At 64.0% G+C, this 18,150-nt stretch carries 15 protein-coding genes; 7 read left to right on the forward strand and 8 right to left on the reverse strand.

What is annotated here, in order from left to right:
• The first annotated feature begins 72 nt into the window (after window positions 1–72).
• The 3 genes from ribB to HWX07_RS04020 all read left to right on the forward strand — a co-directional run bounded on the left by ribB (window position 73) and on the right by HWX07_RS04020 (window position 3,777).
• Window positions 73–741, forward strand: a complete 669-nt coding sequence (gene ribB, locus HWX07_RS04005) for a 3,4-dihydroxy-2-butanone-4-phosphate synthase (RefSeq protein WP_175875261.1) — start codon at window positions 73–75, stop codon at window positions 739–741.
• Window positions 742–849: 108 nt separating this feature from the next.
• On the forward strand, window positions 850–1,992 hold the full coding sequence (locus tag HWX07_RS04010; RefSeq protein WP_175875262.1) for a porin: 1,143 nt from the start codon (window positions 850–852) through the stop codon (window positions 1,990–1,992).
• A 582-nt stretch (window positions 1,993–2,574) separates the two neighbouring features.
• Entirely contained in the window at window positions 2,575–3,777 is a 1,203-nt protein-coding gene (locus HWX07_RS04020; protein ID WP_175875263.1) for an MFS transporter, read from the forward strand.
• Between the two features lie 42 nt (window positions 3,778–3,819).
• On the opposite strand, the gene HWX07_RS04025 is transcribed toward HWX07_RS04020, so the two are convergent.
• The 5 genes from HWX07_RS04025 to HWX07_RS04045 form a co-directional block, all read right to left on the reverse strand.
• Window positions 3,820–4,551: an ABC transporter substrate-binding protein gene (locus tag HWX07_RS04025; protein WP_175875264.1), complete on the reverse strand. Its 732-nt coding sequence runs from the start codon at window positions 4,549–4,551 to the stop codon at window positions 3,820–3,822.
• Between the two features lie 43 nt (window positions 4,552–4,594).
• Complete coding sequence (locus HWX07_RS04030; protein WP_175875477.1) at window positions 4,595–5,875, reverse strand: MFS transporter; 1,281 nt, start codon at window positions 5,873–5,875, stop codon at window positions 4,595–4,597.
• Window positions 5,876–6,015: 140 nt separating this feature from the next.
• Window positions 6,016–7,065 carry an Ldh family oxidoreductase gene (locus tag HWX07_RS04035; RefSeq protein WP_175875265.1) on the reverse strand — a complete coding sequence of 350 codons (1,050 nt, stop codon included), beginning with the start codon at window positions 7,063–7,065 and terminating at the stop codon, window positions 6,016–6,018.
• A 215-nt stretch (window positions 7,066–7,280) separates the two neighbouring features.
• On the reverse strand, window positions 7,281–8,198 hold the full coding sequence (locus HWX07_RS04040) for a LysR family transcriptional regulator (protein WP_175875266.1): 918 nt from the start codon (window positions 8,196–8,198) through the stop codon (window positions 7,281–7,283).
• Between the two features lie 171 nt (window positions 8,199–8,369).
• Window positions 8,370–9,269, reverse strand: coding sequence for an AraC family transcriptional regulator (locus tag HWX07_RS04045; RefSeq protein WP_175875267.1), 900 nt, complete (start codon window positions 9,267–9,269; stop codon window positions 8,370–8,372).
• A gap of 170 nt (window positions 9,270–9,439) precedes the next feature.
• Here HWX07_RS04045 and HWX07_RS04050 point away from each other — a divergent pair, with 170 nt between their 5' ends.
• On the forward strand, window positions 9,440–10,399 hold the full coding sequence (locus tag HWX07_RS04050; RefSeq protein ID WP_175875268.1) for an aldo/keto reductase: 960 nt from the start codon (window positions 9,440–9,442) through the stop codon (window positions 10,397–10,399).
• Between the two features lie 307 nt (window positions 10,400–10,706).
• Window positions 10,707–11,855, forward strand: coding sequence for a porin (locus HWX07_RS04055; protein ID WP_175875269.1), 1,149 nt, complete (start codon window positions 10,707–10,709; stop codon window positions 11,853–11,855).
• A gap of 204 nt (window positions 11,856–12,059) precedes the next feature.
• Here HWX07_RS04055 and HWX07_RS04060 read toward each other — a convergent pair whose 3' ends face one another.
• Window positions 12,060–12,518, reverse strand: a complete 459-nt coding sequence (locus HWX07_RS04060; RefSeq protein WP_027806114.1) for an Lrp/AsnC family transcriptional regulator — start codon at window positions 12,516–12,518, stop codon at window positions 12,060–12,062.
• Between the two features lie 182 nt (window positions 12,519–12,700).
• Here HWX07_RS04060 and HWX07_RS04065 point away from each other — a divergent pair, with 182 nt between their 5' ends.
• Together HWX07_RS04065 and HWX07_RS04070 are read left to right on the forward strand one after the other, a co-directional pair.
• Window positions 12,701–13,798 carry a branched-chain amino acid aminotransferase gene (locus HWX07_RS04065; RefSeq protein WP_175875270.1) on the forward strand — a complete coding sequence of 366 codons (1,098 nt, stop codon included), beginning with the start codon at window positions 12,701–12,703 and terminating at the stop codon, window positions 13,796–13,798.
• A gap of 101 nt (window positions 13,799–13,899) precedes the next feature.
• Window positions 13,900–15,852: an FUSC family protein gene (locus HWX07_RS04070; protein ID WP_244129918.1), complete on the forward strand. Its 1,953-nt coding sequence runs from the start codon at window positions 13,900–13,902 to the stop codon at window positions 15,850–15,852.
• On the opposite strand, the gene HWX07_RS04075 is transcribed toward HWX07_RS04070, so the two are convergent.
• On the reverse strand, window positions 15,841–17,370 hold the full coding sequence (locus HWX07_RS04075; protein ID WP_175875272.1) for a mannitol dehydrogenase family protein: 1,530 nt from the start codon (window positions 17,368–17,370) through the stop codon (window positions 15,841–15,843). The genes HWX07_RS04070 and HWX07_RS04075 overlap by 12 nt on opposite strands.
• Before the next feature lie 30 nt (window positions 17,371–17,400).
• Entirely contained in the window at window positions 17,401–18,129 is a 729-nt protein-coding gene (locus tag HWX07_RS04080; RefSeq protein WP_175875273.1) for an HAD-IA family hydrolase, read from the reverse strand.
• Between the last annotated feature and the right edge of the window lie 21 nt (window positions 18,130–18,150).

Here is an 18,150-nt window from a genome sequence, read left to right on the forward strand (position 1 = left end):
GAGTCGACCGATATTTCCAGCGATGGTGCACCAACCCGATCAACCGGGAGCGTTAATTATTAGGAAACCGAAATGAATATGGATCGGATCGAAGGCGCGCTTGAGGCGATGGCGCGAGGCTCGATCGTCGTTGTCGTAGACGATGAGGATCGAGAAAACGAGGGGGACCTCATCTTGGCTGCCGAGCATGCAACGCCCGAGGCAATCGCCTTCATGGTGCGATTTACGAGCGGTATGCTCTGCGTCGGCCTCACGGGCGAGCGCCTTGACGAACTCGAGCTTCCTCTGATGGTAGAGCGCAATACCGACTCGATGAAAACCGCATACACCATAACCGTCGATTACCGCCATGGGACGACGACCGGAATCTCTGCCGCGGACCGAGCGGCGACGATACGCTCGCTGGTCGACGAACGGGCCTCGGCGGGGGACTTCAGTCGGCCTGGCCACGTGTTCCCGCTGCGTGCGGTGCCCGGTGGTGTATTGCATCGTCGGGGACACACGGAGGCTGCGGTGGATCTGGCCCGGCTCGCGGGCCTCAGGCCCGGCGCTGTATTGGCGGAGGTGGTCAATGACGATGGAACCATGGCCCGCAGGCCGGAACTGGAAGCATTTGCGAGGCTGCACGGCTTGCCGATCATCTCCATTGCCGACCTCGTCACATACCGAAGCAGGAAGACGAGCATCTGGCACGAATCGGAAGCCGTGCTTCCGACGATTCCTTGCGCCGTTCCAGCATAAATACAAGCAACCTTAAAGCCTGAGCGTTGCGTTATTTTCTCGATTCACCCGGTGTTCGATGTCCATCATAAATTTAATTGTACTAAGTAAGTATTTGGAGATCATGGAATGAAGAAAATTGTTGCGACATCTATCTTGGCAGCGATTGGTGCTTCCGCGCATGCCCAAAGCACGGTCACGCTCTATGGTCTCATCGACGAGGGTTTCGACTTCACAAATAATGTCCGTGGCGGAAAAGTTTATGAGCTCCAGAGCGGTTTCGTGCAAGGGAGTCGATGGGGAGTGAAGGGCACGGAAGACGTCGGCGGCGGGCTGAAAGCCATCTTCCAGCTCGAGAATGGGTTCAATGTCAACAACGGCCGTCTGGGACAAGGCGGCCTCATGTTCGGCCGCCAGGCATATGTCGGCCTCGCAAGCGATCAATTCGGCACCGTTACGTTCGGTCGACAGTACGATTCTCTCGTCGACTATCTCGCGCAGACGACGGCAAACGGGAACTGGGCAGGCTACATGTTCTCGCACCCCTATGACAACGACAACACCGACAACACGTTTCGTGTGAACAACACGATCAAATATGCGAGTCCGGTCCTTTCTGGCTTCCAGTTCGGTGGCACGTATAGCTTCAGTAATGACACAAATTTTGCGAACAACCGCCAATACAGCGTTGGGGCGCAGTATGCGAGTGGCGGACTGTTGATCGCGGCAGCCTATTTGCAAGCGAACAATCCGTCGGCAACGGCAGGCGGAGCCATCAATAACGGCGGTGACGAAAATTTCGTCGCGCAACGTCTTCGCGTTTTCGGTGCCGGCGTCAATTACAGCTTCGGTCCCGCAACGATGGGCTTCGCGTATACGAATACGTACGTGACGCAACCTCAAAGCTCGGGGTACGTCGGGGCCATCACACCGTCGAGCGGCACGCTTTCGTCCCTGCGGTTCCAGAACTTCGAGGTGAACGGGAAGTACCAGTTCACACCGGCGTTTTACGTGGGTGCGATGTATACCTACACTCGGGCCGATTTCAATGCGACGACCGGTGGACAACATCCGAACTACCAGACTGTCGGGTTGATGGCTGACTACAACCTGTCGAAGCGAACGGATGTTTACCTCCAGGGTGCGTATCAGCATGTTGGTGGCGACAAGACCGGAAGCGTGCTGGACGTCGCCTTCGTGCCTGGAGCGGACGACGTTTCCTCCAATCGCAATCAGCTCGTCGTGCGTGCCGCAATCCGCCATAAATTCTGACTATCCTGCCATGCCCCCATTGTTGCCGGCAGACGTGCACTGGGGGCGACGGATCGGCGTGCCCATGGCATGACCTTCGTGTCCGATCGGACGCATCATGCCGAATTTCTCTACTGTTGAACCGGGCTGTTTCCTGGCTCAGGGTTCGACGGTTGGCAGATGCTTGCCCGATCGGCATACAGTCGTTGCCGGCGAGCATACGGGGAAAGTTTCTGTAGAAAAACTACATTTTCGTCGTGGTTGATTTGAGCGACCTCGATTCTTTGTGCAGGAAAGCTACATGGAGAAAGGGGGGCGGAGGGGAATTTAAAGATAGCCCATTAAAACTGACAGGTTGTTCAGGGCTTGATTGCGTACTTATACTACATCCTCCTCCTTCTCTCGATGGCGGGGTGGATATTATTCATGTACTAAAACTACGGAAGAAGGCGAGGATGTCGTGCTTGTCAGCGTCTTCAACCCACCGCTACATGGCACCGAACGCCATACGCTCGACGGCGCGTTCGATTCGTGTCCTGAGCATTCAGTGAAGCGGCCGTAGTCGGGACGCGCTCCGACCAATCTTGCAGGGGCATACGCGTGATGCGCGTCGATCAGCCGGCCTTTCTGGGTTCTCTCTTTCTGGCGCGTCTTGCAGACCAGATGCTGCTCTTCCTGGTACCGCTCGTCGTCTTTCAGGTCACCCAGAAAGCGACGTGGTCCGGGCTCGCTTTTTTCATCGAAACGCTCCCGCGATTCATTGCCTTCCCGATCTGCGGTGCACTGAGCGACCGCGTGTCGCCGATTCGCGTGCTGCGAATGAGCCAGGCCAGCCGGGCTGTCGCTTGCCTGATCGGCATCGTCGGCTATGTCGCCTGGAGCGGAATCGGCTGGCTGATCGCGCTGTCCGCCGTATGCGGCGTACTTACGAGCCAGGGTCTCGTCGCTCGAGAAGTGCTGCTGCCGCAGATCTTTCCGCTGCAGCGCTTCGAGAAAGTGCTGGCCCATACGCAGCTCGCCGATCAGTCGGGCGTCGTGCTCGGACCGATCGTCGCCGCGGCGCTGCTGGGGTCGCGCACCTGGGAGTGGGGCGTCGCTTGCGCGGCGCTACTGTTCGTCGCGGCGGATCTGTTGGCGTTCGTATGGCAGCGCACCAGCACGGCGCGCATTACGCGTCCCGAGCACGCGGTGGGGCCATGGTATGCGCCGTTCGGCGTGGCGCTGACGCATGTCCTCACGCTGCCGGGGCTCTCGCGGCTGGTCCTGCTCGCGGCGGCGGAAAACCTCGTGATCGGGACAACACTGGCGACGTCGGCTGCCATGGTCACCGGTACGTTTCGGCAGCCGGGCGGTTTCTATGCGGGGCTGCAGGTCGCGGGTGCCGTCGCGACGGTCGCGATCCTGTTGTTCGTCGCGCGTAGCGAAGTATCGCGCGCGCGGCTCGGCATCGTCGCATTCGTCGCGATCGCGGCCGGCGGCCTCGTGATGGGCCTGTCGGGTTCGATCGCGATGTATGTTGCCGGTTTCCTGATGGTCGTCGGTTTCGACAAGATGTTCAACGTGTACATCCGCAGCGCGCGGCAGGCGATCATTCCCCCTCGGGTCTACGGCAAGACGACGGGCGTCATCGTCCTGCTGAACAACGCGACGCAGCCGCTTGCCGGGCTGCTCGTCGGGCTCTTCTCCGGCCGCGGGCGCGTGGCGCTCGTCGTGACGCTGACGTCGATCGGCATGGCGATACTGGGTGGCGCGATCGTTGCCGTCGGCGCGACCCGGACGCGATCGACCGCGCGCGTTTCGGACTGACGCCACTGACGCCCAAGCCGACGACGCATGGGCCGCATCGGCCTACGCAGCGGGCGCGACCGACGCGCCGGTAATCTTGTGCCGCGCGAGTGCCTCGGCCACGAACCCGGATGCCTTCGCTTCCTCGACGAAGGCCCGCAACGTGTCGGCTGCCGCCGCACCGCGGCTTTTCGGCAAACCCATCGCCTGACGGATCACCATGAATCGCTCGTCGAGCAAACGCAGGCCAGGCGCTTGACGTGCGTCTGCCTCGAGCTGTTGCTTGACGCCGGCGGCGACTTCCAGACCCTCGTCGAGGAACGTCCGGACGACGGTCGGAGACGTCGGTGCCCGCACGATCCGCGCATGCTTCAACTCGCGCGTCAGGAACAAATCGTAAGCGCTTCCCTCGCCAACCGCGACGCGGATCGACGGCTGGTCGACATCGTCGTTAGCGAGAATCGATGATCCGTCTCGCACCATGTAATAGCCTTCGATCAAGACGTACGGATCGGTAAACGCGATGGTTTCGCCTCGTCGTGGATCGATCGCGAAGAAGCCGACGTCTGCCCGCTCGTCGCTGACCGCCTGAACGGACTTGCCCGCCGTATCGAACACCACCAGTTCAAGTTCCACGCCGAGCGTGGCGGCAAAGGCGCGCGCCAGATCGACCGAAACACCGGTTGGTGCGCCCGATATGTCCTTGCCCGCGAGAATGGGATTCCCGAGATTGATCGATGCCCGCAGCTTGCCGGCCGGTGTGAATGCGCGAATGACGGATGGATCGGGTTTCATGTTGAGAGCGTGAAGAACAAAAATCGTATGGGGACACGGGCCTTCAGCCGCAGACCCGTGCATCGCTCGACTCCCGTTGCGCGAGCGCTCGGGGCCTCAGCAGTATCGCGACGGCCAGCACGCTGGCGAGTGCAATACCGCCCGCGAGAAAGAACGCGCTGAAGAACGTATGGCTTTCCTGCACGAGAAAGCCGGTGGCAGCCGGGCCGACGATGCCCGCGCAGTTGGCGATCGCGTGTACGCAGCCGCCGACACTGCCGAGTTTCGGGCCGGGGATCGTGTCCTGAATCAGCGCCCAATAGGCGCTGCCGCTCAGATAAAGGGCAAACACCGCAACGGCCATCAACAGCAGCGCACCGAGCGTCGTGGTCACGGCGCCGGCCAGCGTGACGCACACGCCTGCCGTGCCGAGACAGGCGATCAATACCCGCTTGCGCGCAAGCAGTGCGTTGCCCGTGCGGCGAAAGATCAGATCGGACAGCACGCCGCTCAGTCCGTAGCCGATGAACCCCAGCAGCCAGGGCAGCACCGTCGCGAGACTCATGCTTTTCAGGCTCAGGTGACGGTCCATCATCAGAAAGGTCGGGAACCAGGTGAGGAAGAAAAACAGGATGTAGCTGTAACCGAAGTACGAAATCATCGCTGCGAGAATGGCGGGCTGCTTCAGGTAGAAGCCGAGGGGCCGCAGGTCCGCAGGGCTTTCGGGGACGCTTCGGTCGGATTCGATCAGCCGACGTTCCGCATCGGAGACGCGTGGATGCTGGTGCGGCTTGTCGGTCGCCATGAACACCCAGAACACCAGCCAGAGCAAGCCGAAACACGCGATGCCGGCGAATGCGACGCGCCAGCCGTAAGCGGCCGTCAGCAGGCCGACTACCGGCCCCGCGACCGCGCCGCCCAGCGGCAGGCCGCAATTCGCGAAGCCGAATGCGGTCGCCGATTCCTTGTGCGGAAACCAGTTGTTCACGATCTTGTTGATCGTCGTCGCGAGCGGGCCTTCGGCCATGCCGAACAGGGTGCGGACCGCCAGCAGCGAGCCGAAGCCGCCGGCAAGACCGGTCGCGCCGCATAGCAACGACCACGTCAGGACTGCCCCGGAGAAGACGCGCTTGCCGCCCCAGCGATCCGCTGCCCATCCGCCGACGAAATTGAATGCCGCGTAGCCGATGAAGAACGTCGAGAACAACAGCCCGAGGCTGCTCGGCGACATATGCAGTTCCCGCATGACGGCGGGGGCGGCGACGGACAGCGCCGCACGGTCGAGATAATTGATGAAGCCTGCGACGAACAGCAGCAGGACGATGCGCCATCGAATGTTTGTCACCTGTCGCTCCCTGGAGCTTGTTATGTGCTTGACGGCCGTGCGCTCGAACGCGCTGCCCGGTCCGTCGCTTGTCGTTTCGCTGCCGCGCCGTGCATTCGGAACGGCGCGAGCGTGGCGCGCCACGCTCGCGAACGCGGCGTTCAGCGCCGCGGACGGGCGGTCGCTTCCAGCATCGCGAGCTGTGCCGCGCCGATATCGATGCCTTCCGCCATCTGGCGTTCGAGGCGACCGAGCTCGATCTCGCCGGGCACGATCACGGGCGTCTCCGGATCGGCCGGTTTGGAGCCGTGCAGGATCGCCGTGTAATCGGCCATGTGCGTGGCGAGCCACCCGGTGCTGCCGAGCCGGGTCGTATCGATGAGGATGAAGAAGTGGCCGAGATTCTGCGGTTGTTCAGGGTCGTCCTCCCACGACTTGACGTGCGTGAGATACGCCGCTCCGGAAAGCAGTCCCGCGAACAGGTCGACCACCAGTGCGAGACCATAGCCCTTGTGGCCGCCGATCGGCAGCAGAAAGCCGTCGAGCGCGGCTTTCGGATCGGTGGTCGGTTTGCCTTGCGCGTCGGTGGCCCAGTCGCCGGGAATCGGTTCGCCGCGCTTGAGCGCGTTGCGGATCTTCGCCCGTGCCGCGACGCTGATCGCCATGTCGAGCATGAACGGACGGCCATTCGGGTTCGGGACGCCAAAGCCGACGGGACTGTTGCCCAGGCGGGCGTCGGTGCCGCCCCACGGCGCAATCGTCGTCGTCGCGTTACTGCCGATGATGCTGGCGAAGCCCTGCATCGCGGCGAGGTACGAATAGGGTGAGACGGGGCCGAAGTGATTGCTGCCGCGCACGAATACACAGGCAATGCCATGTTCGCGTGCGGCCGTCATCGCCAGATCGAGTGCGCGGTGGCCGACGAGCGGGCCGATGCCGTTGTCGCCGTCGAGGCGGTGAAGGGCCGGTGCCACCTGCTCGGTGGTCATCGAAGGTGCGGGATTGATGCCGCCGATGCGCAGGCGCGAGCCGTACGATTCGATACGGCTCGTGCCGTGCGTACGCAGGCCGAACAGATCGGCAAGCACGAGGATCGTGGCGGTGTCGGTCGCATCGGCGCGCGTCAGGCCGAGCGCGCAGAGTGCCTCGATGGTCAGCTCGGTCAGATGTGCCTTGCTGACGATGCCGTGGGTGGGAGTGGGATGTGTCATGGAACGCGTTGTCTCCTTCGATTTGAAAACCGTGCGGTTCAAGCGGCTGCGAGTAGCACGACGCTTGCGTTTCGCACATGATCGAGCAGGAGCGGTTCACGCAACAAACGCATATTTTCGTTCGATTGGTGCGTCGTGCGCACGAATCGAACCCAGCCGCCGGACGCCCGCGAAGGCTTTGCCGTGCCGCCCGAGGCCGAGGGCCGGCGCTTCGCCTACGCGGCCGCGCTTGCGGGCGGCACACCGGGTGCACGCATCTCCGTCAACAACTGAAGGAAGAAGCGGCCCGCGGAGGACAATCCGCGGCCGCGCCGCTGGATGACACCCAGCGTTCGCCGGATCGGCGGATCGACGAGCGCGACGCTGGCAAGTACCTTGTGCGGGCCGCGGGGCATCGCGAGCCGAGGCACGACACCGACACCCAGGCCCGCTTCGATCAGACTCACGAGCGCGGGCACATGGCGTACCTCGCAGAACCATTTGGGCCGGTCGGCCGCGCCTGCCAGCGCTTCGTCTATGACCGCGCGATTGCCGCTGCCTTGCGCAATGGCCAAATACTCGAGGCTGGCGAGCTCCGCCCACGCGACGGATTTGCGTTTAGCAAGCGGATGACTGCGCGGGCAAGCGAGAACGAAAGGGTCGTCGAGCAGCGGCGTGAATTCGATGTCCGGCTCTTCCGTACCGACGTAAGTCAGGCCAAAATCGGCTTCCCCGCGCGCGACGGCGAGAAAAACCATCGACGACGGCTCGTCGATGAGACGCAGGCGAATGCCCGGGTAGCGCTGATGATAGGTCGCGATGGTTTCCGGCAGGAAGTAGCGCACCGCCGACGGCACGCACGCGACCGTGAGTTCGCCGGTCATCTTGCGGGCAAGATCGTCGAACTCGAGCATCGAGTTGTCGACCTCGTTGAGGATGCGGTGAGCGCGCTCGAGAAACCCGCGACCGACGATCGTCAGGTCCATCTTCCGCGTGGTTCGCTCGAACAGTCTGACGCCCAGCACCTCTTCGAGTTTTTCTATCCGGCGCGACAGCGCCGACGCCGACAGATGCAGTGTGTCGGCCGCCGCGCGAAAGCTGCCGAGGTCGGCCGTCGCCACGAAGGCCCGCAAGTCCGATATCTCGAAATTCATGCCGATGACCACAGCGAGGGAAAGGGATGCTCAGTTTCGGCGTGCCGATGGGGGGCTGTCAATTCGTGCATGCGGCACATGAATTCGCCGGTGCGATCGGCCTGTCTTGCGGCGCGCCATTCCCATTCTGCCCGGTGCCCGGCACGCAGCGAAGTCGGCCGGGTGGCCGGCTCAAGTGATCCTTGCCGAATCCGCCGATGCGCGCAAGCGAGTGATGTCGCGTGCCGGCGATTCTCCAAAGTGGCGGCGATATTCGCGACTGAATTGCGACGGGCTCTCGTAACCCACGCGGATGGCGGCGGTCGTGACGTCGATGTCGTGGACCAGCATCAGGCTGCGCGCTTGCTGCAGCCTGAGTTGCTTCTGAAACTGCAGCGGCGTCATCGCCGTCACCGCGCGAAAATGCTCGTGCAGGCTCGACGGACTCATGCCCGCTTCCGCGGCAAGCTGATCGATGCTGAACCGTTCCCGGAAATGCTTGCCGAGCCATGCGATGGCGCGACCGACCTGAGCCACCCGGCCCTGGCTGGCGGTAATGTGGCGCATCCTGGCGCCGTCGGGACCGGCGAGCAGGTGATAGAGGATTTCCTGTTCGGCAAGCGGCCCGAGCACGGGCAGCGCTGCCGGATTGTCGAGCAGACGCAGCAGGCGCAGCGCCGCATCGAGCAGAGCGGCGCCGGCGTCGGACACTGTCTTGCCGACGGGCGGGGATGGCGCTTCCGGTAATGGCGGCACGCGCAGCGCCAGATCCGCCAGCATGACCGGATCGAAATCGAGGTACAGGCACAGGTAGGGTTTGTCGGGCGTCGCATCGACCACGCGGCCGGTTGCCGGCAGATCGTAGGTCATGACTCCGTAGCGCCCAGGCGCATATTTCAAGACACGGTCGCCCAGCGTGACCTCCTTGTGTCCTTGTGCGACGAGACAGAGTTGCGGCCGGTAAACATTCGGCATCGGCATCGTCACCGTGGAGGATCGAACGAGCGTCATCCGCTCGATCGGGGTGGCCTGGAAGCCGTCCATCGATACGTGCCGGGCAATCACGGAAGCGATTTCAGTCAAGGTTTCCATGCATCCGACTATCGCATGCCGCGCGGAAGGGCGGCAATGCGAACCTGTTTCTGGAGGATCGTGCAGCTATTTCGGGATATCAGGCTAACGGTTCGGCGGCGCCCCGCATCACAGTGTGAGCGGCAGCCGACGCACGGCAAACCCGGTCGCGAAACGAATAGGGAGCGCACATGACAACCGACAATCCGAAAACCCCCACGATTGCACTGGGCACGTGGGCCTGGGGCGACAGCGGCGAGGCGGGCAATGGCTACTTCGGCAGCAGCCTCACGCGGGCTGGCCTGGAAGCGGTCGCCGACAAGGCCCATGCGGCCGGATTCAGCCTGTGGGACACCGCCATGGTGTACGGCATGGGCCGTTCAGAAACCGTACTCGGCGACGTGCTGAAGCGCTTCGCGCGCAGCGACTACCGGCTTTCCACGAAGTTCACCCCGCAGGCCGCGGGAACCGGCGCCGATCCGGTGGCGGACATGCTGGCGCAGAGTCTGGCGCGCCTCGGTACGGATTACGTCGACCTCTACTGGATTCACAATCCAGCCGATGTGGCGCGGTGGACACCGCACCTGATTCCGTTGATCGAGAGCGGGAAGATCAAGCACGTCGGCGTCTCGAATCACAACCTGGGCGAAATCGAACGGGCCGACCGGATTCTCCGCGAAGCCGGGTTTCGGGTCGAAGCGATCCAGAACCACTACAGTCTGCTTTACCGCGATTCCGAGCACGCCGGCATCCTCGACTATTGCCGCGATCGCGGCATCCCGTTCTTCGCCTATATGGTGCTCGAGCAGGGCGCGCTGAGCGGCAAGTACGGTCCGGCGCATCCTTTGCCGGAAGGCAGCAACCGGGCGCAGACCTACAATCGCATGCTGCCTCGGCTGAAAGCGCTGACGGATGCACTCGCCGCGATCGGTCGAAAGCGCGGGGCAGCAGCGCCCGATGTCGCGACGGCCTGGGCCATCGCCAAGGGAACGACGCCGATCGTCGGCGTGACCCGGCCCGAGCATGTCGATGGCCTGGCTCGAGCCAGCCGCATCACGCTTGCCGCCGACGAAATCGCCGAGCTGGAAGCGCTCGCCGATGCTGCGGATGTGAACACGCGCGGTTGGTGGGAGCAGGAGATGCAAGGCTGAAGCGTCGTTGTCCCGGCCCCCCAACGTCCGTTCCGACCACGCCGACGTGGACCGCGCAGTGCCCCACTGAAATTCAATCCCGGCGCATAGCGCGCTGGCCGGTCCCATGTTTCAACCGGCGAATAGCCGTTTTCCGCGCTGATAAATATCCCCCATTTTGAAGAGCACCTTCCCGCCGCGAAGGGCTAACAGCAGAAAATCGGCTCATTACACTGCGCCCGTCGCATCGCCGGGAAGCCTCGATGCGACGTATACGCAGCGCGCAAGCGTTACGACCGGCAAACGAAAGACTTGGGGGTAAATCGTCATGAACAAGCGTTGGGGGATCATCGCGCCTGCCGCCTTGCTTGCTGCAGCCGCACATGCGCAGAGCAGCGTGACCCTGTACGGCAAGATCGAGGACGGGATCAACTACACGAGCAACGCACGCGGCCACGGCACCGTGCAACTGCAAAGCGGCTACGACTATGGCAGCCGCTGGGGCATCAAGGGCACGGAAGACCTTGGCGCGGGCTACCAGGCGATTTTCACGCTCGAGAGCGGGTTCGACGTCAACACCGGCAAAATGAACCAGGGTGGTCGGGAATTCGGCCGCCAGGCCTTCGTCGGCATCGCGTCGGATCGATATGGCACGCTGACGTTCGGTCGCCAGTACGATCCGAGCGTCGACATCTTCTCGCCGCTCACCGCGAACGGTAACTGGACCGGCTACCTGTTCTCGCATCCGTACGACAACGACAACACCGACTACTCGTTCCGCGTGAATAACGCGGTCAAGTACGTGTCGCCGGTATGGCACGGCGTGACCGCGGAGGCGATGTATGGATTCAGCAATCAGGCGGGCGGCTTCGCGAACAACCGCCTGTATGGCGCCGGGCTGCAGTACCAGCAGGGCGGGCTAACGGTCGGCGCGTCGTATCTGAAGATCAATAACGCACGCAATGCCGATTCGACCGGCGCGATCACCGGCGACAACACGTTCGATGCATCGTCGCAGCAGAACATCGGCATTGGCGTGAATTACGCATTCTCGAATGCGCTGGTGGGGCTCACGTATTCGCACGTCGATGTCTACGATCCGACTTCGAATGCGTATTTCACCGGTACGACGCAGCCGACGGGTGGCGCGTGGAAATCGTGGAAGTTCGACAACTTCGAGGTAAACGGCCTCTATCACTTCACGACCGCGTTCTACGTCGGCGCGGCATATACGTACACCCAGACCCGCGTCGCGTCGACGGTCGGCGCGTTCAATCCGAAGTGGCATCAACTGAGCACGAAGTTGAACTACGACTTGTCGAAACGCACGTCGGTATTCGTGGAGGGCGTCTATCAGCATGCAATGAGCGCACACACGGGCACTGACTTCGACTACGCGTACATTCCAGGCGCCGCCGATATCTCGTCGGGCCCGAATCAATATGTCGCGCGCATCGCGCTGCTGCATCATTTCTGACGCGAATGCCGTTCGCGGAAGCGGCATGGCTCCGCGAACGGATACGCGCATTCATCCGGTCGCGCGTGATGATCCGATACATGCCACTTGATCGCCGACACGAGTTCCGGTTCGACAGGAACCGATCGATCTCGCTGCGGCGGGTTACCGACCCGCCGTCGTCGGCGATACCCCGCTATCTGCGTCCCGCAGCGCCGTGCACGCTCAAAGCGGCAGCACGGAAGTCTGCTTGATCTTCTGCATCGGAATCTCGGTCTTCACGCTCTGCACGCCTTCGATCCGGGTCAAGTGGTCGATCTGGAGTTTTCGATAGGCGTCGATATCGGCGGTCACGACACGCAGCAGGCAATCGCAATCGCCCGCCATCAAGTGGCACTCGAGCACCTGTGGCAGCCGTTGAACCGCCTCGGTGAAACGGTCGACGGTTTTCGCGTCCTGGCTCGTCAGCCAGATACGGACGAACACGGTCAACCCCGCGCCGATCTTCGAGGCGTCGAGCAGCGCCGCGTAGCGCTCGATGACCCCGGCCTGTTCCAACTGCCTGACCCGACGCAGGCACGGTGACGGCGACAAGCCCACTTTCTGCGCCAGCTCCACGTTCTGGATGCGCCCATCTTCCTGGAGCGCTCTCAGAATGCGACGGTCCATTTCGTCCAGTTCGATCGCGGTCATTGATCCGACAAGTTTGGTTGAGGCACGCGGTGCCGGAATGTTCGGTTTTTGAAGCATTGAATTGCCAAAACGCTTCCATCTTAGGTCGAACACGCAACCTGAAATTATTTTTTCTACGATAAATTTTGGCCCGTAGCAGCCGGGGCGGTCCCGCTGCCGATCAAGGGGCAACAATGAGCACCGGTTCCGTCCAGCACTTCGAATTCGAACAACATCCCCATCCCGTCCCGGCGGCCGAGCGCGCCGCGCTGCTCGACGATCCCGGTTTCGGCCGTGTCTTCACGGATCACATGGTGACGATCCGGTACTCGGCGGAACAAGGGTGGCATGACGCGAAAATCGGGCCGCGCGAAGCGTTCCGATTCGATCCGGCGACGCTCGTGCTGCACTACGCGCAGGAAATTTTCGAGGGCTTGAAAGCCTACCGGTTGCCGGGCGGCGGTGCGGCGTTGTTCCGTCCCGACGCGAATGCGCGGCGCTTTCGTCATTCCGCCGAGCGGCTGTCGATGGCGCCGTTGCCGGAGACGATGTTCGTCGAATCGGTCCGTGCGCTGGTCCGGGCCGATCGCGACTGGATTCCGGCGTTCGACGGCGCGGCGCTCTATTTGCGTCCGTTCATGATCGCGACGGAGGCGGTGCTCGGCGTGAAGCCGTCGCCGGAGTACCTGTACTGCGTGATCGCGACGCCGGTCGGCGCGTACTTCAAGAGCGGCGCGGCAGGGGTCACGCTGTGGGTGTCGGAGCACTACACGCGGGCGGCGCCGGGCGGCACGGGCGACGCGAAATGCGGCGGCAACTACGCGGCGAGCCTGGCGGCACAGGCGGAGGCGATCCGCGAAGGCTGCGAGCAGGTGGTGTTTCTCGATGCGGTCGAACGCCGCTGGATCGAGGAACTGGGCGGGATGAACGTGTTCTTCGTGTTCGACGACGGGTCGATCCAGACGCCGCCGCTGAACGGGACGATTCTGCCGGGCATCACGCGCGCGTCGTTGATCACGCTGGCCCGGGAGCTGAATTACACGGTGCGGGAAGAGGGCTACACGATCGAGCAATGGCAGGCGGATGCGCGCAGCGGTCGACTGGTCGAGGCGTTCGCGTGCGGCACGGCGGCGGTCGTGACGGCGATCGGCCGGGTCAAGGGCCGGGCGTACGACTTCACGATCGGCGACGGTGGCGCGGGGCCGGTCACGCAGCGCCTGAAGGCGGCGCTGCTCGATATCCAGAACGGGCGCGAAGCCGATCGCCACGGCTGGGTAGACCGCGTGTTTTGAGTTCGGCACGGCGGCCCTCGCGACGCGCGACGGCCGTCATGAAAGCCGTGGCCGGCATGCCGGCCGGAAGCCGCCGCGCTGTCTCCTGGAATTCATCGATCATGTCAGCTGTTTCGTTGTCGCGGACCATTGACCGCCTGTTCATTGTCGACCCTGGTCTTCATCGTCTGCTGGGCGGTGCGCGCGCCGCGCTGGCGAGCGTGCTGGCCGGCGCGCTCGGCATTGCATCGGCGCTCCATCTCGGTTTGGCGATCACCACCGGCGCGGTGGGCATCCTGTTCTCGATGATCGCGCCGCTCTTCCTGCGCGACGCTCACCGGCTGGACTGGTATGAGTCGCTTGCGTGGCAGTACGGCGTCGCATGCGCAAGCTTTGCCGCGGCCGCCTGCGTGAGTGCGTGGCCGGCCATCGGCAAGGCGGGGTTCGTGATCGTCCTGTTCTGTTCGATGCTGTGCCAAACCCGCGGGCCGCGCACGATCGGATGTGCGTTCCTGGCGATCGCCATGTACTACCTCGGTCTTTATCTGCATCCGGCCGCGCTACAGGCCGGCCACATGCTGGCGATGTCGATCGCCGGCCCGGCAGGCGTCGTGCTCGTCTGCCGCGTGCTGTTGCCGGTGCACGCGGCGCCCACGCCACGGCTCATCGCGCGCTCGGTATCGCTGCAAGCGGCGTGCATCGCACGAAGCGACGTGTCGGATGCCGGCGCACTGGATGCGATGGCCCACTTACTGGCGCTGAACGAAGCCGCCATCGCGCTCGAGCATCACACGTCGACACTTGATGAAGGCGACGCGCATGCGTTGCACACCGCGCTCGTCGCATTGGAGATCGCGTCGGCTCGACGCGTGCTGAACCGCGATCGAACCGATGCCGCCGCCGCAGGCTTACGTGCCGCGATTGCCCGCTTCGAGAGCGTCGCCGACGGCCTGGCGGCGCGCATCGCCGCCGCACCGCCGCCCGCGATGCCGCGGGCCGCGCGCGCGGTGCCGTGGACCGCCGGCTGGCGCACGCTTGCATGGTTGCCGGCGATCCGCGCCGCGGCGGCTGCGTGCGCCGCGATGTTGATCGGCGAGACGCTGTCGTCGGAGCGGTGGATGTGGGCGGTGCTCAGCACGTTCGTCGTGTTCTTCGGCACGTACTCGTGCGCGGACACGATCTATCGCGGCGCGCAACGCGTCGCCGGGACGCTCGCCGGCGCGCTCGCGAGCATACTCGTCGTCGGCGCGGCTCATCATGCGAATGCAGTCGTGGTCATCGTCATGGGCGTGTGCGTGTTTGCGTGGGCGTACCACATCCTGCACGCCTATGGGCGCGGCGTGTTCTTTCTCACGGTGCTGATCGGCCTCGTCTATGCGCAACTGGGGTTCGAGATCGGCGCGCTCGCTGAACTGCGGATCGGCGAGGTGTTGATCGGCTGCGCGGTGTCGCTCGCGGCGGCCATGCTGGTGATGCCGCTGGCGGCGTCGCGCCACATTGCGACGCGCTCGCACGGGCTGTTGACGGCGCTGCGCGAACTCGTGCACGACCGCGACGACGGCGCGCGGCCTGGGGCGGCGCAGATGCGCGCGGCCGATCGCCGCTTTCACGACGTGCGCATGGCGATCCGGCCGTTGGCCGCGTGGCGCATGCTCGGTGCGTCGGGCGATGCCCGACGGTTGTCGGACACGCTGCTGCTCTGCTGGCTGTATGGCCGAATCGTGGCGACACGCCTGCCGGTCGAAGCCGGTGGCCCGGATGTCGGATTCGAGCGGCCTGCGCGCGCGGCCGTCGTCACGCGAATCGATGCGTTGATGAGCGATCTGGATCGCAGCCGCGCGATGCGACTCGATGCGGCTGCGAACGTCGGGCACGTAACGCTTGCGGTAGCCGGCGATCCTCCGTTACCGGCCCATCGGGAACTGGCGCGGCTCGACGCGAAGTTGACCGAACTCAACCGCGCATTCGAGGACGCGCTGTTCGGAAAAAATACGGGCGAGGAACGGTCGCATCGCGCCGATGGCAGCGTTCTCGCCTCCGATGTTCGGGAAGCGATACGTTGTTCAGGTATCTGAAGCATCGAGCGCCAGCCGGATGGCGTCGCGCGTCCTGCGTGTCGCCACGGCTGCCTGCATCGTGCGGAATAGCTCGACGAACCACGGGTTGGAAGCGAGCCCGAGCGGGGCGAACGGCTTTGAATCGAGGATCGCGAGCGGCGCGCCGCTTCGCACGCGCTCGAGATCCGCTGCCTCGAATTGCGGCTCACTGACGGCGAATGCATTGCCGAGATCGTCGACACCCTTCAGGTAATGCTGGAAGCAGGCCAGCAGCAGGGCTTCGCGGCGCATGTCGCCGTGACGCGCGATCAACGTCCCGATGGTCTTTTCATGAAACACCGGAATCTTCGACGCGCCGTCGTGCGCGACGCGCAGCAACTGATCGCCCAGTGCGGCGTTGCGAAAGCGCGCCAGCGTATCGCGGGCATAGGCGCGTGCGGACACGCCGTGCGGTAGCGTGAGGATCGAGCCGACGTCCCGGATAAGGAAGGTGTCGAGCAGCGCCGCGAGATCGGGATCGGCCATGGCGTCGTGGACGAAGCGATGTCCGAGCAGAATCGCCGGGTAAGCGAGCAACATGTGGGAAGCGTTCAGCATGCGCCCCTTCATGGCCTCGTACGCATGGACGTCGTCGCGCAATTCGACGCCCGCTGCGTCGAATGCCGGACGTCCGGCGCTGAAGCTGTCCTCGACCACCCATTGCGAGAACGTTTCGGCAACGACGGGCGCCGTGTCGTCGAAGCCTGACAACCGGTTGGCGCGCAGGCGGATTGCGTCCGTCACCTGCGGCGCGATCCGGTCGACCATGCTGTTCGGGAACGCGACGTAACGCTCGATCCAGGCGGCGAGATCGACGTCGGTCGCCCGTGCGAAATCGAGCACCGCGCGTCGCGCGGTATCGCCGTTACCGCGCAGATTGTCGCAGGACATCACGGTGAAGGGCAGTACGTTGTCGGCTCGACGCCGTCTGAGCGCTTCGACGATGAACCCGAACGCGGTACGGGGCGGTCCGCCCAGAAGATCGTGTGCGACGTCGGGCGTATCGAACCGGAATGCGCCGGTCGTCTCGTCGAGGTTGTAACCGCCTTCCGTGATGGTCAGCGATACGATCCGGATCGCCGGATCGGCAAGCCGGGTCAGTACCGCTTCCGGGTCGGACGGTGCGTGCAGATACTCGATCATTGCACCGATGACGCGCACGGCCGTCGTGCCGTCGCTCGAGAACTCCGTCAGCGTATAGAGGCAATCCTGCGCGCGAAGCGCGTCGGCCTTGGCGACCGAGGCCGGGCCGCTACCCAGTCCGATTCCGCATATTGCCCATTTTTCGTGACCGGGCAGATGCAGCACATGATCGATGTAGCGCGCCTGATGGGCGCGATGGAAGTTGCCGACGCCGATATGCGCGATGCCTGCCGTCAGGCGATGGCGGTCGTAGGCAGGAACGGCGACGTGCGGTGCCGCGCGTCCGAGGGTTGCATTGGCGAGCGGATGGCGCGTGTCGTCTTCGCGCGCCGGAGGGGATGCGTTGTCGTTCATGATCGCGAGGTATTTCTCGTTCGGGGAAGGTCAGGCGCGTACGCGCCAAGCGGGCGTCGTGTCCTGCATGTGCCGCAGCCAGCGCTCGACGAGCGACGGCAGCGCGGCCATGTCGTCGAACACGACGGACGCGCCTGCGGCGTGCAGCTTGTCCGTCTGCGTTCGTGCCGCGTGCGCGGCGCCCACGAAGCCGAGTACGGTCATGCCGGCGGCCATCGCGGCGGCCGTACCCGTCGCGCTGTCCTCGACGACGATGCACCGTTCGGGCGCGACATGCATGCGACGGGCGGCGGCCAGATAGACGTCGGGCGCGGGCTTCGGCGAGGGCACCTGGTCGGCCGTGAACAAGCGTTCGCCGAACAGGTCGGCCAGGCCGATCCGGTCGATCACGCTGCGCACGTAGGCAAGATCGCTGTTGCTGGCGCACGCCTTGACGAGCGGGATGGCGGCGAACGCGTCGCGCACGCCGTCGATGGCCGGCGCATTTACCGCGTTTGCGTGGATGTCCATGCGAATCGCCTCGACCATGTCGTCGTCGAGCGGCCGGTCGACGATGGTTGCGACCGTGCGCAGCAATTGCTCGGCTCGCATGCCGAGCAGGGGACGTACGACGTCGCGAAGGCCGGCGAGCCCCCAGAGGTGCTCGAGGCGAGTCACGACGATGCGTTCGGCGATGGCCTCGCTATCGACGAGCACGCCGTCGCAATCGCTGATCAGCGCATGATCCGAAAGTCGACGCGTGGCAGTGAGTTCGTTCATGTCGGTTTCCGTGATGAGAAG

The organism is Burkholderia sp. BCC0097, from assembly GCF_902832985.1.
Classification (GTDB): Bacteria; Pseudomonadota; Gammaproteobacteria; order Burkholderiales; family Burkholderiaceae; genus Burkholderia; species Burkholderia orbicola.

What these genes read in the sequence shown, in the direction of transcription:
- ribB (WP_175875261.1), top strand. Translation starts at nt 73, where the DNA reads ATGAATATGGATCGGATCGAAGGCGCGCTTGAGGCGATGGCGCGAGGC.
- HWX07_RS04010 (WP_175875262.1), top strand. Translation starts at nt 850, where the DNA reads ATGAAGAAAATTGTTGCGACATCTATCTTGGCAGCGATTGGTGCTTCC.
- HWX07_RS04020 (WP_175875263.1), top strand. Translation starts at nt 2,575, where the DNA reads ATGCGCGTCGATCAGCCGGCCTTTCTGGGTTCTCTCTTTCTGGCGCGT.
- HWX07_RS04025 (WP_175875264.1), bottom strand. Translation starts at nt 4,551, where the DNA reads ATGAAACCCGATCCATCCGTCATTCGCGCATTCACACCGGCCGGCAAG.
- HWX07_RS04035 (WP_175875265.1), bottom strand. Translation starts at nt 7,065, where the DNA reads ATGACACATCCCACTCCCACCCACGGCATCGTCAGCAAGGCACATCTG.
- HWX07_RS04040 (WP_175875266.1), bottom strand. Translation starts at nt 8,198, where the DNA reads ATGAATTTCGAGATATCGGACTTGCGGGCCTTCGTGGCGACGGCCGAC.
- HWX07_RS04045 (WP_175875267.1), bottom strand. Translation starts at nt 9,269, where the DNA reads ATGGAAACCTTGACTGAAATCGCTTCCGTGATTGCCCGGCACGTATCG.
- HWX07_RS04050 (WP_175875268.1), top strand. Translation starts at nt 9,440, where the DNA reads ATGACAACCGACAATCCGAAAACCCCCACGATTGCACTGGGCACGTGG.
- HWX07_RS04055 (WP_175875269.1), top strand. Translation starts at nt 10,707, where the DNA reads ATGAACAAGCGTTGGGGGATCATCGCGCCTGCCGCCTTGCTTGCTGCA.
- HWX07_RS04065 (WP_175875270.1), top strand. Translation starts at nt 12,701, where the DNA reads ATGAGCACCGGTTCCGTCCAGCACTTCGAATTCGAACAACATCCCCAT.
- HWX07_RS04070 (WP_244129918.1), top strand. Translation starts at nt 13,900, where the DNA reads ATGTCAGCTGTTTCGTTGTCGCGGACCATTGACCGCCTGTTCATTGTC.
- HWX07_RS04075 (WP_175875272.1), bottom strand. Translation starts at nt 17,370, where the DNA reads ATGAACGACAACGCATCCCCTCCGGCGCGCGAAGACGACACGCGCCAT.
- HWX07_RS04080 (WP_175875273.1), bottom strand. Translation starts at nt 18,129, where the DNA reads ATGAACGAACTCACTGCCACGCGTCGACTTTCGGATCATGCGCTGATC.